General features: G+C 67.4%; 6 protein-coding genes. 3 read left to right on the forward strand and 3 right to left on the reverse strand.

All coding sequences use genetic code 11. The annotated features are described in order from the left end of the window. Positions 1-45: 45 nt before the first annotated feature. Complete coding sequence (locus ACFV3E_RS31380; protein ID WP_500537732.1) at positions 46-2,289, reverse strand: M4 family metallopeptidase; 2,244 nt, start codon at positions 2,287-2,289, stop codon at positions 46-48. An 814-nt stretch (positions 2,290-3,103) separates the two neighbouring features. Here ACFV3E_RS31380 and ACFV3E_RS31385 point away from each other — a divergent pair. From ACFV3E_RS31385 to ACFV3E_RS31395, 3 genes are all read left to right on the forward strand, one after another. After that, entirely contained in the window at positions 3,104-3,373 is a 270-nt protein-coding gene (locus ACFV3E_RS31385) for a hypothetical protein (protein WP_500537733.1), read from the forward strand. A gap of 103 nt (positions 3,374-3,476) precedes the next feature. After that, positions 3,477-3,791, forward strand: a complete 315-nt coding sequence (locus ACFV3E_RS31390; RefSeq protein ID WP_500537734.1) for a hypothetical protein — start codon at positions 3,477-3,479, stop codon at positions 3,789-3,791. Positions 3,792-4,320: 529 nt separating this feature from the next. After that, positions 4,321-4,767: a PAS domain S-box protein gene (locus tag ACFV3E_RS31395; RefSeq protein ID WP_500537735.1), complete on the forward strand. Its 447-nt coding sequence runs from the start codon at positions 4,321-4,323 to the stop codon at positions 4,765-4,767. 109 nt (positions 4,768-4,876) lie between these two features. On the opposite strand, the gene ACFV3E_RS31400 is transcribed toward ACFV3E_RS31395, so the two are convergent. Further along, the gene (locus ACFV3E_RS31400; protein WP_500537736.1) at positions 4,877-5,326 is read right to left on the reverse strand and encodes a hypothetical protein; all 450 of its coding nucleotides are present in this window, start codon (positions 5,324-5,326) and stop codon (positions 4,877-4,879) included. A gap of 766 nt (positions 5,327-6,092) precedes the next feature. Continuing rightward, complete coding sequence (locus ACFV3E_RS31405; protein ID WP_500537737.1) at positions 6,093-14,057, reverse strand: polymorphic toxin-type HINT domain-containing protein; 7,965 nt, start codon at positions 14,055-14,057, stop codon at positions 6,093-6,095. Positions 14,058-14,620 lie beyond the last annotated feature (563 nt).

The following is a 14,620-nucleotide window of genomic DNA, read 5'->3' on the forward strand; positions in this document are numbered from 1 at the left end:
CGGCATGCCGCCGTGCCGTGAGGCCGCGCCCCGCAAGGAGGCTGCTCAGAAGCCCAGGCTCCAGGTGTCGAGGTAGCCGGGGAGGACGATGAAGTTGCCGGGGGTGTTGTCCCTGACCCGGAGCTTCCAGGTGCCGTTGGCCGGGACGGCGGAGGCGTCGACGGTGAACGTCTGGTGCAGTTCGGGGATCGCGACGGGGCCCTGCGACCAGCCCTTGACCGGGATCACCCGGCCGTCCTCGCTGACCAGGTCGATGACGTAGAAGCCGACGTGGACGGCGTAGAGGTCGACGGTCACCTTGAGGTCGGCCGGGGCGTTGCCCGTGCGGCCGCTGACGGTGACCGGGCTTTCGATCACCGCCCAGTTGGGGATGTCGTACCGGTTCGGGTTGACGAAGACGTCGCCGCCGGAGGCGAGGACGGTCCACTGGTAGTGGACGGTACGGCAGTTGCCCGCCGCGTCCTTGACGGTGATGGCGGGCCGGTACTCGCCGCCCTTCACCGGGGTCCCGGAGACCAGGCCGGTCCTGGCGTTGATGGACATGCCGCGCGGGAGGCCCTTGGCGGAGTAGGTGAGGGGGCCGGGGCGGGAGCTCTGTGCCTGGATCTGCCAGGTGACCTGCTGGCCGGTCGCCGTCCGCCGCGGGTTCGTGCTGTCGACCGCGATGTGGTCGACGAAGCGGTAGCCGACCTTGACGGCGGCCCAGGCGTTGCCGACCGCCTCGTACTTGTTGCTGCCCATCCCGTAGAGGTCGGCGGCGGCCTGGAGCGTGGCGGCGCGCGCACCGGCGTAGTCCGTGGTGCTGGTCATGTAGACGGTCAGCGCGCGGTACCAGATGTCGGTGGCCGACTCGCGGCCGATGCCGGAGACCGCCTTGCCGTCGGCGGTCGGGCTGTCGTAGCGGACGCCGTTGATCGTCTTCTTGCCGCTGCCCTCGGAGAGCAGGTAGAAGAAGTGGTTCGCCGGGCCCGAGCTCTGGTGCGGGTCGAGGTGCTTGGTGCCGGTGGTCCAGTAGTCCTGCGACGCGCCGTAGCCCACGTCGTCCTTGGACGGCTGGTCCATGTAGCGCAGCGGTACGCCGGTGCCGTAGACGTCGACCTTCTCGGCGATGAGGTAGTCCGGCACGTCCTTGGGGCTGTTGGTGAAGAACTCCACCGCGGTGCCCATGATGTCGCTGGTGGCCTCGTTCAGGCCGCCGGACTCGCCGCTGTAGACCAGGCCCGCGGTGGCCGAGGTGATGCCGTGCGTCATCTCGTGGCCGGCGATGTCCAGGGCCGTCAGCGGGCGGGCGTTGTCCTCGCCGTCGCCGTAGTTCATGCAGAAGCACTCGTCGTCCCAGTACGCGTTGACGTACCGGTCGCCGACGTGGACGTAGGAGCGTGCTCCGACGCCGTCGCCCGCGATGCCGTCGCGGCCGTAGCGGGAGTGGAAGAAGTCCCAGGTCTGCTGGGCGCCGTAGGCCGCGTCGACGGCGGCCGTCTGGCGGTTGGACAGCGTGCCGTCGCCCCAGACGTCGTCGTCGTCCGTCATGACCTCGCGGGTGTCGTAGTCGTACGTCCCGTGGTTGCCGCGGGCGGCGTCCACCAGCTCGAAGACGTCGCCGTTGCGGACGGAGCCGATCTGCACGGTGCCGTTGTGCTGACCGGTGCCGGTGCCGGAGTGGACCTGCTCGACGCTCGCGAGCTGCTTGCCGGTCTTCGCGTCGGTCACCACCTGGAGGCGGCTGGGGGTGCCGTCCTTCTGGACGCCGGTGACGACGGATTCCCACGCTAGGGTCGGCGCGCCGGTCGCAGCCCAGACCACCAGGCGCGGGGCGCGGTCCACCGCTGCCTTGCGGGTCTCCTCCCGGCCGGCGATGTCCAGGGCCGACTTCCGCGCCTCCGCCGATGCGAGGGCGGGCTTGGTCGTCGGCACCGTGAGCCTCGCGGCCGACGCCTTGGTGACCGTCCGGGCGCCGGCCCGCTCGTGGACCACCAGGTCGCCGCCGAGGACGGGGAGACCGGCGAAGGTGCGCTCGTACCGCGTGTGGACGGTGCCGTCGGCGTCCTTGACGACGTCCCTCGGTATCAGCTGTTCCTCGTCGCCGAGCTTCAGCGATTCGGCCGTACCGGCGCTCGTGTCGGCGGCGGCCTTGAGCAGTTGCCCTCGCTGCGCGGTGGTGAGCGGGACCGTCCGCGCTCCGGGCACGGTGGCCGTCGCGGTCCCCTGCGGGCTCTCCTGCGCTCCCGCCGAGGCGAGGGGCAGGACGGACGCGATGAGCGTGGCCATGGTGACGGTCGCGGTCGCCACGGCGCGTCTGCGCCCTGACGACCGGGCTGCGGATGGCGTGGACCGGGTGGCGCGGAAGGTGCTCGTCACTCCTGAGGCTCCTTGTGAGTGGGGCGATGCGGGGACGGGTGAGGACGTGGCTGCGTCGGAGCCGCCCTCGCCCCCCTGAAGTGGCCCGAACACAGCCCCAGATGCTTGCAGCGGCCGGTCCTACTGTCACGAGTGCGGAGATCATTGTCCGGATTCCGGAGAGGCGCTCGCCGAGGTGTCACAAGACAGCGGCCTACCTGGTCTTTTTGCCCCAGCACGGGGGGTGACGGTCCGTCAAACCTGGTCGCCCGGCGAGTTCCGGCCGCCCACCACGGACGCCGAATGGCGGGTGCCAGAGGATCGGTTCTCCGAGGCGCCACCAGCGCACAGGCCTCACGCTGTCGCTGGTCAGCCGGATACCGGCACGGGTGGCGAAACTCCTGATACGAGGGCCCCACCCGCCGTCCCGCATCGGCAGCGGACCGGGGCGGCACGAGTGGCGGCGGCCGGCGGTGGGACCCTCGCCTGCCCGGTCACCGGCGGAACCCATGGGGGCGTGCGTGCCATCGCACCACGAAGGAGCCAGATGGTTTCCAGCCAATCTGGCTGCCGAACGACGCACCTGTGGACGGGTGAGGAGGCACGACGACACCTGGATCGCACGCGGCTCCACCCACGCCGTGACCTGACCGGCGTGCCGTCGCGGGCGGTGTGACATGGGTCAACTGGTACGCGCAACACCCAACCCAGTAGCGTGGTCGGCCGCTTGTACGACGAATGGCGACGCACTACGGGGGTGGCCGGCGTGAGCGCCGAGGCATTGCGGCTGCGGCTTGTCGATCTCGCCGCGACGGGGCGGGGCGAGTCTCGCCGCAGCGAGCTACTGCCGCCCGCGATCGACGGTTCGACGCCGTCCGCCGAGGCGGGTGGCATCCGCCGTTTGTTCGCGTGCACCGACGAAGCGGCGCTGGAGCGCTTCGCCCAGGCGCGTGGAGAGACGTTCCCGGTGCGGGTACCGGCCTACGGCGCGCAGTTGCCCACGAGCAGTTTGAGCGGACGAAATGACGGACCATGAGCGGCGCGTGCGCAGGTTCTCAGGGAGCGGACTGAAGGTCCTCGACACGTCGCCGCCACCGGGCGTTTCCTCTGTTCTCGACGCGGCACGGAAGGTGGCGAGCATGGAGACGACGCCTGTCGCCACCGTCCGACACGACGCCGCAGCCCTGCCGGAGGTGGATCGTCTGTGGTTCCTTCACGCCTCCCAGAACAATCTCTTCGACCCGGACGGATTGTTCCTGATCAGCGCAGCAGGCCCGGACAGCCGCGCCCTCGGCTGGACTCACGTCCAGTGGCAGGAAGGCGCGCAACTGGCCTCCAGCCTCCAGGACGAGCAGTCACCGGAGTTCTTGGCCCTTTCCACGCACGGCCGCTGCATGTGCGCAGTGACGACGGAGGAATACGACTACTGGGTCGTGGTCCATCGTTACAGCTGATCGAGAACTCTGCCTGCAGCATGCCCGGGCGGAATTCGTCCCTGCCGAACTGCACCGGTCCCAACGCCGCTCAATCCCGCGGAGGTGACTGGGGGTAAGGGCGGGCAGCAGACTACCGGTCCCGATGCCTGCCCCGGCGACTTGGACCGCAGGCCCGCGGGTCGACTGAAGGCGACTGCTCACGCCACCGGCTTCCCTTGCGCCCTGGCAGGGCTCACGAACGCGGCCGGCGCCGATGACCCGTTGGCAGCACACAGCCCGACCGGATCCTGTCCCATCGGCCGTGGCGCGACCACGGTTTCCTGCTCCCCTCAAGCGATCTCTCCGGCGCGCTCCTGCTGACGGGCCAGGACTACGGCCTGGTGGCGCGGAGTTGAGGTCGCGGATACGTCGCACCGTGGAGAAGCTCACGTGTGCCACGCGCTGACGGAACCGCGCATCGCACCCGAACAGACCCATGGCCGTGACACGTGAAGTCTGTATGCTGTATGCCCGCAGCCCAGTGGACAGCCCGACGGCCGGAGGCGACATGGCAGACCTGAACCCCGAGGTGGTGCTGGGCATGACGGCCCAGGCGCCTGACGGCGTGGTGATCATCGACCGGGAGGGTCTCATCCGCTACTGGAACCACGGGGCGGAGCGGATCTTCGGGTTCTCCGCCGCCCAGGTCGACGGCCGCAGTCTCGACGTGATCATCCCGGAGCGGCATCAGCAGCGTCACTGGGACGGTTTCGAGAAGTCCATGGCCAGCGGCACCACCAAGTACGGGGACGACGACCTCCTCACAGTCCCCGCGGTGGGCGCTGGCGGCCGGAAGCTGTCGATCGAGTTCAGCGTGGTGTTGCTGAACGGCGTGGACGGCCAGCCGGGTTATGTCGGGGCCGTCATCCGGGACGTCACCGAGCGGCGGGCCAAAGAGAAGGATCTGTACCGCCAGGTGGCGGCCGCCAAGGCGGACCAGACGACGACCACCTGACCTCCGCGCAGGCTGCAGCAATTCGCGACTGCCGCGTCTGCCGGCGGGTCTTCTGGGCCCGACGCTCTCGAGGAGTTGATCGGGCGGACTCTTCCAGCGGCAGAGCGGGCTACCGCCGTATCCAGCAGTACAAGCCGTGTCCCCGAGCGACTGCACGCTCCGCGAGTGCCGCGAGCTGTTGAAGGAAGCGGTCCAGTTGTTCGATGTCCGGCGGTGTCGTGAAGCGAGCGGAACGGGCCCAGCCGCGGGCAACATCGTGTAGAAAATCCTGGCCTATTCCCGCGAATGCGTCACGGAAGGCGTCAGTCAGCGACACGCAGACAACCTCGCCGTCTTCCAGCGCTGCCACCACGCGTCCGTGCCGAGGGTCGGATTTGATCACGCTGGCGGGTCGGCCTGTCACGGCAAACTCAACGGGCAGCAAATCAACATTCGGGTCGATGTTCTGCACCAGAATTTGATCAAACCCGTCGCCACTGGTTTCACCGCTCGTAAGCCATACCGCTCGGCTGGCGTCCTGATCATCAGCGGCAGCGTAATACCCATAGAGTGCTTCCATACACTCGATCATGGCACGCACCGACGGTGCGTGCCATGATCGAGTGCTTTTATGCACAGGATCATGACACGCACCTGCAGTCTGTCCCACTTGAGGCCGCGTCACAAGTTGCTCGTGCCGCACAAGATCTGCGAACGCGTCGGGTTCACCGCCCTGAGCCAACACAGCTAAGCAAGCTGAGCATTGAGCGGCAATCTCGGCGACCGTGGCGAACTTGAACTCGTTGCGGGACTCACATGGGAGATTCTTCCGGCTCCACTCGGATCGGATCAGCACCGCCCAAGTAGAGCATGCAGCCCGAATCCTCCTGGTCAACACTTTCCAGTGGGATCACATACATGCCCGCGGTGGGTGCAGGAGTCCAACCTAGGCTGCGAGAAGGTTTGTACTCTTCGTAATATCCCACATGCACACGTGTCGGGGGGATTGAGACTTTACAAGCCGCTCCCGCATGGAGCTCGGATGCTGCCGGCTCGAGTCGCCACGGAACCCATTCCGTGGCGCTTTCACCATAAGGCAACGCGACCGTTCCGTCCCACCGAATATTACCCGAGTTGTCGACGACCCTCCAAGGCCACTCGACCATGACATACCGGGAAGTCACGGCCACCACTCGAGCACTTGCCGGCTCACACGAGACGACAACTTCGCCGCCAACCTGAAAGGACATATCCCGTCCAAAATGCTAGCCATGGGATGGAATCGGTACGCGCGAAGTTCGGATCGAGCGCCAGACCATGATACACGCCTTCGAGAGGTCGCAATCTCACTCTTGCCGCCAGAACATCCGCCACGGCGAAGCTTTAGGGCCACCGGGAAAGTTGCCACCACCGAATACTATTCCCGAATCCCCCGACAGCGGAGAATGACACTTCCAGCATACGTTGCGAGACGCTGCACCGAAAACGATTTGTTCACCTTCGGCAAGGTTGTTCAAAATCGTCCGTTCTGCGTGCCCCTCGCCCGGGACGAAGGCATCCTTAGCCCACTGCGGCCAACTATCAGGAGCGGGCCCACTGTGGTTCACAGCTGTCCGCACCGTAATGTTTCCTGACGCGTCTCGAACCCCGATGACCGCCGTTGTACCGAACGTTCCCTGGTCACCTCTGACTCCGGGAATGGTCTCGTTCGTGGCGCGGTGGCGGGCCTGCTGCAAAACGTCGGCGGCTATGTAAGCATGCTCAGCTTCCTCCTGATTGCTGAGACCGCCGCGTTCGTTGCAGTTGTGGACGAGTACCGATGTGTCGCCGACCTGCACGTAGTACGTGTGGAGGTCGGAGACCGTCAGGTTGTTGACTGTGGACTGCTTGACCGTCCAGCGCTCGATCGCCGTGATCTGGACGTACGTGCCGGCGCTGGTCCTGAGCCACTGGTCCGACTTCAGGTCGGTGGCCTTGATCCACTCGCCCAGCTCGGCGACCCAGAAGGGGTGGCCGTCGGTCGCGGTGACTTCGGCGGTCTTCGAGCCGTGCTTGCCGTCGATGTCGATGGTGACCTTGACCAGGTGCTTGAGGCCCCGGCCCTTGATCTCGGCGGTGACCGTCTCGGTGCGGGTCTCACCGGTCTTGGGGTCCGTGGCGACGACCTTGTCGCCGACCTTCACCTTCTCGATCGCCTTGGTGGAGCCGTCGGCCATCAGCACCTTCGTGCCAGGCACGAAGCTGTTGCAGGTTCCACCCTCCCCGGACTTGCCGGAGCCACCGCCACCGCTGCTGCCTCCGTTGCTGCGCGAGGAACCGCCGGACTTGCCGCCGCCTCCGCCGCCACCGCCGCCCTTGCCTCCACCGGAGTGCGAGGAGGACTTGGGTGCGGCCTTGGCCTGGGACTGCTTTTGGGCGGGGTTACCCGTCTTCCGCTTCGCGGCAGCCGCTGCGTCGGCTCTTCTCTTGGCGGCCTCGGCCGCCTTCTTCTTGGCCCTCTGCGCGGCCTCCTTCTTCGCCCTCTCGATGGCCAGCTTCTTGGCCCGTAGCGCGGCTGACTCGGCGGCCTTGGCCGCCTTGAGGACGGCTTCGGCGGCCCGCTTCGCGACCTTGAACGCCTTGATGGCGTCGATGGTGCGGTTGACCGCCTTGATCACCGCCGGGATCTTCCCGAGCTTGGCCCACGGGATGGCGTCGACCGCGATGCTGACGCAGGACCACATGTCGCCGCCGAAACAGGCGATGGCGTCGTTGATGCCGATGAAGTCCTTCAGCGTCTCCCACGCGACCGCCAGGATGACGGAGGTGAGGGACTTGCCCTGCATCGACTGCGCCTGCGCGACCTGCGCAGCGGACAGACCCGCGCCGGCGAGGGCCGCGGCCTTCTCCGAAGCGGTCAGGCTGATGGACAGACCCGTCGGGTCGGAGTACGTGACCGGGTTGTTCTGCGCGTAGGCGTACCCGTTGGACTGCAGCGGGTCGTTCAGGTCGAGCACCGGGTCGACGGACAGGAAGCGTCCGACCACCGGGTCGTAGAGGCGGGCGCCGAGCGGCTGGTAGCCGGAGGCGTCGTCCGTGGTCTGGCCCAGGAATCCCTTGTGGTTCTGCAGGCCGGCACCGGCGCTGCCGCGCTCGTTGCCAAAGGGGTCCTGCTTGCGGATGCGCACCTTCATGGTGCCGCTGAGGACGACCTCGGTGTAGGCGCTGCCCTGGTGGTCTGTGGTCTGGGCGACCAGGACGTCCGCGCTGGTGCCGTAGGCGTAGCGCATGACCGCGCCGCCGGGCGCCGCGTAGGTGCGCTGGGTGTTGACCAGGACACCGCCCTTCTGGACGGTGACCTCGGCCTCACCCAGGTGGAGGGTCGCCTGCTTGCCCTGGATGGTGAGCAGGCGGGACCCGTCGGGGCCGTAGATGTGCCGGGTGTCGTTCTGCGGCTCCCACAGCTGCGCCGTGGAGGAACCGTCACAGGTCGCCAGCACGACCGGGGTCGAGTTGGCGTTGACGGCGCCCTGGACCGCGAGGCACAAGGTGGGAGTGCCGGCCAGCATGAGCTGCCCGACGGCGTTGCGCTGCAGCTCCTGCAGGGCGGAACCGTCGCACTTGCGGATCTGGACCGCGGACCCGACCGACGCCGCGGTGGGCTGGAGGCACCAGGTGTCCTGAGTCGAGAGCGTGCCCCGGTTGGAGTTGGCCTGCCCCGGCGTGGGGGTGAACTTGAACTTCTGCGCCCCCGAGGAGTTGCAGGAGTAGAGCTGGATCACCTGGTTGGCCGACGGAAGGCCGCCCTTGAGGTCGAGGCACTTCTGGCCGAGACCCACGTACGAGGTCTTGCCGCCCGAGCCCTGGCCGGTGATCCGGTCGACCTGACCGTCGTAGGTCCAGGTCAGGTCCTGCTTGTCGCCGTTCTGGACCGAGGTGACCGACTTGGTCTCACCGGTCAGCTCGTACAGACGTGTGGCCTCGGCCGTGATCTGCGCACCCGCGGGGGTCTTGTAGGTCTTCGACACCTTGGTCAGCGTGTGCGGCTGGTCCTTGGCGGCGTTCTTGCCGTACGCGTACGTGGAGACCGCGTTCTTGGTGGTGTCGCCTGCGAGGTCGTTCTCGGTCAGCTTGGTGCGGTTGCCGAGCAGGTCGTACTCGAACTCCTGCCAGTAGCCGGAGCCGTCCGCGCCCGCGGCGACCCGGAGCGTGCCGTCGGCGTTCTTGTTGAGCGAGCCGTCAGGGTTCCTCGGGTTGACGCAGGTCGTCTGGTCCTTGGCGGTCCAGGCCGACTTCAGCTGGCCCAGCGGGTCGTAGACGAAGCACTGGCGCTCCGCGATCCCGTCGGACTTCTCCTGGATCGAGGTGACGTTGCCGGCCGGGTCGTAGGTGTACGCCCGGTTGGACACCAGGTTTCCGCCGACGACGGTCTTGTCGTCCGTCTTCTCGCGGTAGACCGACTGCTCCTTGAGCTCGCCGCTGCCCTCGTCGAACGAGTTCTGCGTCCACACGCGGTACGGCTGGGCACCGAGCGTGGAGCGGAGCACCTGGCCGTAGGCGTCGTATGCGGTCTCGGAGCCGTACCAGTCCTTGCCGGAGATCGAGAGCGGATTGCCGTCCTTGTTGTAGCGGACGACCAGCTTCTCCGCCTCGAAGTTGCCCACCGCCGGAACGGTGGACTCGTCCAGCATCCCGTTGTCGTTGTACGTGTAGTCGTACCTGTATTCCTTCTTCAGGCCCCAGGTGTCGACGATGGACTGCGGCAGGGACAGCGTGGTCGAGGTCGGCTGGTAGTCCTTCGTGTAGCCGTTGACCGTCTGCGTGTACGCGAGGCCGTCGGTGTAACGAGTGGCGGTGGCGGGCATGCCCTTGCCGCCCGTGGCGGAGTCGTACGTGAACGAGGAGAGCAGCTTGCCACTGGAGTCGTTCTCCCGCACCTCCTTCGGCCGCGACAGCTCGTCGTAGCTGTTCCAGACCTTGACGCCTCGGTCGTTCGTGGCCGTCTGAGGCCGGCCGAAGGCGTCGTACGTCGTACGCGTCGTACCCGAGTCGGGGTCGGTCGCCGTCTCCAGCTGGCCGCTGTGGTTGTACGTCCACGACCACGGGTGCGACTTGTCTTCGGAGGCAGTCGCAGTCTTGACCTGGCCGCGAGCGTCGTACTCGTAGTCAGTCGACGTGAACCCGCCCGGGGCCGCCGGGTTGAAGGTGTCCGTCCGGACGGTGCGGCCGAGCGCGTCGGTCCAGACGCGGTAGGTCGAGTCGCCCTCCGGCTGGATGACCTTCGACCAGTCCTCACCGTACTCGTAGCGGACGGCCCGGTCCTCGTACGCCTTGGAGAAGGACTCCTTGGTGTTCTCGTCGATCCACTTGAGGTACGGCGTCTCCTTCAGCACGCGGCCGAGACCGTCGTAGGTGTAGCGCGTGATGTTGGGGACGGCCGTGTCGGCGAGCGGGCTGAACAGCTCGCCCGGCTTCGCCTCGTCGGTCAGGTAGGCGTTGTTGGTCTGGTAGACCTCACCGGAGTTGTTGTACAGGGTGTCGGTGATCAGCCAGCCCGCGTCGTTGTCGGCTTCCTCCTGCGTCTGCCGCTCGCGGCCGAGTCCGTCGTAGAGGGTGACGGAGGTCTCGATCCGGTCCTCGTAGCCACGCGCGTACGTGGTGACGTACGGAGGCTTGCGGATCTTGATGTTGGCGTCGGTGGGGTCGGTCTCCTCCGCCGGGATCGTGTAGACGGCGCGGAAGTCCGCCACGCCGTTGCCGGGGGTGCGGCCCGGGGCCCAGGCTTCGGCAAGCCGGCCCAGCGGGTCGTACACGGCCTCGCTGACCTGGCTGTTGGCGTCGGTCGTCTTGACGGTGACCGAGCGGCCCGGCTCCAGCTCCTGGATCTGGCTGTGCCCGAGGACGTTGGTCGTGGTCACCTTGAAGACCTGGCCCGTGGCCGGTCCTATGGAGTCATAGGTGATCGTGCCGGACTTCGGATTCTGCTGGGTCAGCTGGTCCGCCGGGGTCTCCTTGACCACGCGCCCGATGGCGTCGAACTCCTTGGTACCGGCGGTCTGGAAGCCGGTGCCGGCGCCGTTGAGCGTCCACGTCTCGGTGGCCAGGCCACGGGTGGAGGCGCCGAGCGCCGTGCCGTACGCCGTGCCGTCGTACGCGGTGCGCTGGCCGCCGCTGAGCGTCGACAGGTCGGCCCAGTCGGCGTTGTCGCAGGTCGTCGGCGAGACCAGGAACTGCTTGGACAGACCGATGAGGTTCTTGTCGGTCCGGTGCAGGTACTCCAGCTTGGTGCAGGACTCGTCACCGGTCTTGGTGGAGTCGGCGTCGCCCAGGGACTCCACCAGGATCGGCAGACCGTAGGTCGCGTCGTACGTCGTGTTCGTCTTGACCGTGCGCAGGGTGCGCGGGTCGTCGGTGTTGGTGCCGGACGACTTGGTGTACGCGATCTCCTCGGGCTCCGTGACCCGCCAGGCCCGCAGCGGGCTCAGGCCGTCGTCGCGGTCGCGCTTGGCGAGCTCGATGGCCTCGGGCCTGGTGATCGAGCGGGACAGCCAGTCGGAGTCGGCCTTGGTGGAGTCGGTGTACGTGATCTCTTCGGCGATCCGGCCGGCGAACGGCTCCCGGTCCTTGGCGATCTCGGCGCCGGTGATGTCCTTGACGGACACGGTGTCGCCGAGGCCCCGGAAGAAGCGGGTGACGGACTTGGAGCGCTGGCCGACGGTGTCCGGGGTGTCCTCGACGACCGGACCCGTCAGGACCGTGGTCTGCTCGACGCCCGCGAACTGCGAGTAGGTGCGCTGGGACTTCTTGGTGAACTCGGCCTCGGCGAGCTTCCAGGCCGGGTTCTTGTACCGGTACTCCGTCCTGGTGGTGAAGCTGCCGTCGATGTTCGGCAGTTCCTCGACCGTGTCCACGACGTACTTGTGGAACCAGTCGACGTCCTCGACCTCGGGGTCGGGGTTCCAGAACGACGGGAAGCAGAGCCGGTCGTTCACCTTGAGCTGGGCCTGCAGCCGGGCCATGGCCGTGGCCCTGTCCTCGCCGGGCTGCTGGTCGAGCACGGGCAGGTTGCCGGAGAGGCAGTCGCCCTCGATCGGCTTGTACGTGACGATGGTCTCGCCGCCGTACTCGTTGACCACGCGGCCGATGCGCAGCCGGGAGAAGCCGGGACGCGACGGGTGGACCTTCTTGACGCGGTTCGGCATGTCCTCGGCGTTGGGCTCGAACCGCACCGTGTTGAGCTTCACGCTCGCGTCGGTGGAACCCTTGCGGGCGTAGCCGGTGCGCTGGACCGACTCCAGCCACAGGGCCGTGTTCGGGCCGGTCAGCAGCTTGGCGAAGCTCTGCTTGAGCTGGTACTCGTCGACGACCTGGCGGGCCGTGGTGGTGGTGAGCCGCTGGGCCGAGGTCGTGATCTTGTCGAGGCGCTTGCGGGTCCAGAAGGACGGACCGGCGTTCCAGCACTTCTTGCCGGCCTCGCAGCGCAGGTCGGCCGGGGTGTCGAACCAGGGCCGGTAGTTGCGCGGGTCCTTGGAGGCGAAGTTGGCGTCGGAGCAGGTGACGTCGTCGACGGTGTAGCAGCGCTCCGCCACCTTGAAGCCAACCCGGGCCGGGGCCTCGGCCGTGAAGATGCTGTTGTTGCGCTGGCCGTAGTCGATGTGGTCGAGCCAGCCGTCACGGTCGTAGGGGACCGGCGCCTTGAAGTTGAAGTTGCGGGCGTAGTAGTTCGGGGCGTCCTTCTTCCACCACAGCGACATGGCGTTGCCGTGGACGTCCTCGATGTAGTCGAGGCCCCAGCGCCAGCCCTGCGTGCACCAGGAGTTCGTCCAGTCGGTGGTCGTGGAGCCCTTGTAGCAGTCCTCGCCCGAGTGGTTGCCGTAGACCGGGACCGTGAGCACCGAGTCGGTGGTCGGGTCGTCGGCGGCGGTGCCGTGGTCGGACCAGCCCGGGAGCTTGTTCTTGCCGAAGTGGTACTTCGTGCCGTCCTTGGTGGTGACGACCCAGTACTCACCGTCCTTGGCGCCGTTGCCGGTGGCCTCGCCCTTGATCACCTGGACGGTGGAGCCGTCGCCGTTGGCCGTGAACCACTTGCTCTGGGTCTTGTCCCAGACCAGCTCGGTGGTCATGCCGCCCAGGGAAAGGGTGGCGTTCTCCGAGCCCCAGCACAGGTCCGCGGTGCGGTGGGTGGCGTTGTTGGAGCCGGCCTTCTTGGAGTCCTGGCGGCAGTTGGCGTACGTGCGGGTGATGGAACCCGCGTTGTAGTCCCAGCCGTCGCCGATCCAGGAGGCCTGGTTGTTCGTCGAGGAGGTGCGGCCGTCGACGGACTGCGAGGAGTACGCCAGGTTGACCTTCGGCATCAGGCCGCCGGCGGTCTCCGGGACCTGGACGTCGTACGAGTAGGTGAAGGCGCCCGAGGAGGAGCCCGAGGACCAGGAGCCGGAGGACAGCAGCGGCGAGGCCGTGAAGTCACCGGTCGCGGACGAGCCGGTGTCGAGGCCACCGACGGCGGCGCCGCCGCCCGCGGAGACCGCGGGCTGGACGCCGTCCCGGTAGGAGGCCTTGGTCGCCCCGGAGGGGACGAAGCCCTCGTCGACGAGGCTGGAGACCGGGATGGTGCCGCTGAGGATCTTGTGGGTGGGGGTGTTCTTCGCCGTCTTGGCGTTGGTCGGCGCGTCCTTGGCGGGCACGGTCGTCACCGTGCTGCGCAGGCGCTGGAAGTTCTTCCTGCCGTTCTTGACGTTCTTGTCCCCGTCGGAGAGGGACATCGTGCTCGTACCGCCGTCCTCGGCGCAGTCGCCCTCGGTCGGGGAGGAGTAGACGCACTCGGGCAGCAGCATCAGACCGAAGCGCTCGACGGCCTGCGGTCCGTAGAGGTCGGCGAAGCCCGCGGTGTCGATGCTGATCGCCACTTCGGCGGCCGGATCGACGGTGGCCGGCGGGGTGAGCTTCATGATGATGCCGGAGACGCCCGCGTCCTGCGAGGTGGTCTGCGGGGCCACGCCCACGGTCCAGTTGCCGGCGAGGGCGGCGGCGTCACCGCCCTCGGGGACGCCGATGGCGACCGGCAGGTCGTTGCTGACCGGCTTGGTGGTGCCGGGCGCGCTGCTCGCGTCGAGCGTGGCCTGACCGGTGCCGGAGGTCCACGCCGCGGTGGCGGTGGGGGTGTACGAGGTGACCGGGTTCTCCGGTGCGAGGGTCAGGGTCTTGTCGGCCAGCTCGTCGCCCTCGACCTCGGTGGCCTCCGGCAGATCCGGGAGGTCGACCTCGGCGATCGACTTCTCGCGGTTCATGCCGGGCCCGGGAACGGCGAGCGCCTCACTGCCCAGGCTGGTCATGGTCAGTGTCGAGGACAGCAGAAGGACGACCCCCGTGCGGCTTCGCCGCCGGCGCCATCGTTGTGACTCCGTCATGGCTGGGCGTCCCCGCCCCAGCCACGACAGCCGACCTGAAGCACGCATACGCGTCGACTCCCACCCTGGCGATTCAAACGACGGACGAGGTGCGGAAACACCAATAGGCACACCCCTGGCTCAGGCGCATGCATGTGGCACCTTCTGTCATGTCCGCCGCAGACGCAAGATCGCCGCGGGGTGCCGAAAGCCCGCGAAAGTGATCTGCGACACGGTGCGTAACGGATCAGACCGCTCTAGTAACGACCAATCAGAAGGATGGTGGAAACCCAATGATCACCGCCAATGCGGTCCCGGATATGCCACAAACCGGACTCAGTTAACAAACGGTCAAGTCCGCTCCACGCCCATGTAACGGATTCATAAAATCTTCACCCGTGGACGTAAAGACTTCACACGTGTGATCGTGTGCCCGCCTTCTGCCCCGCGGCCTGCCGACCGGGGCTGTCTGTGCTGTCCTCAATCCGTCTGGTTCCCACGGGAGTAGA

It is taken from the genome of Streptomyces sp. NPDC059718 (genome assembly GCF_042733315.1).
Classification (GTDB): domain Bacteria; phylum Actinomycetota; class Actinomycetes; order Streptomycetales; family Streptomycetaceae; genus Actinacidiphila.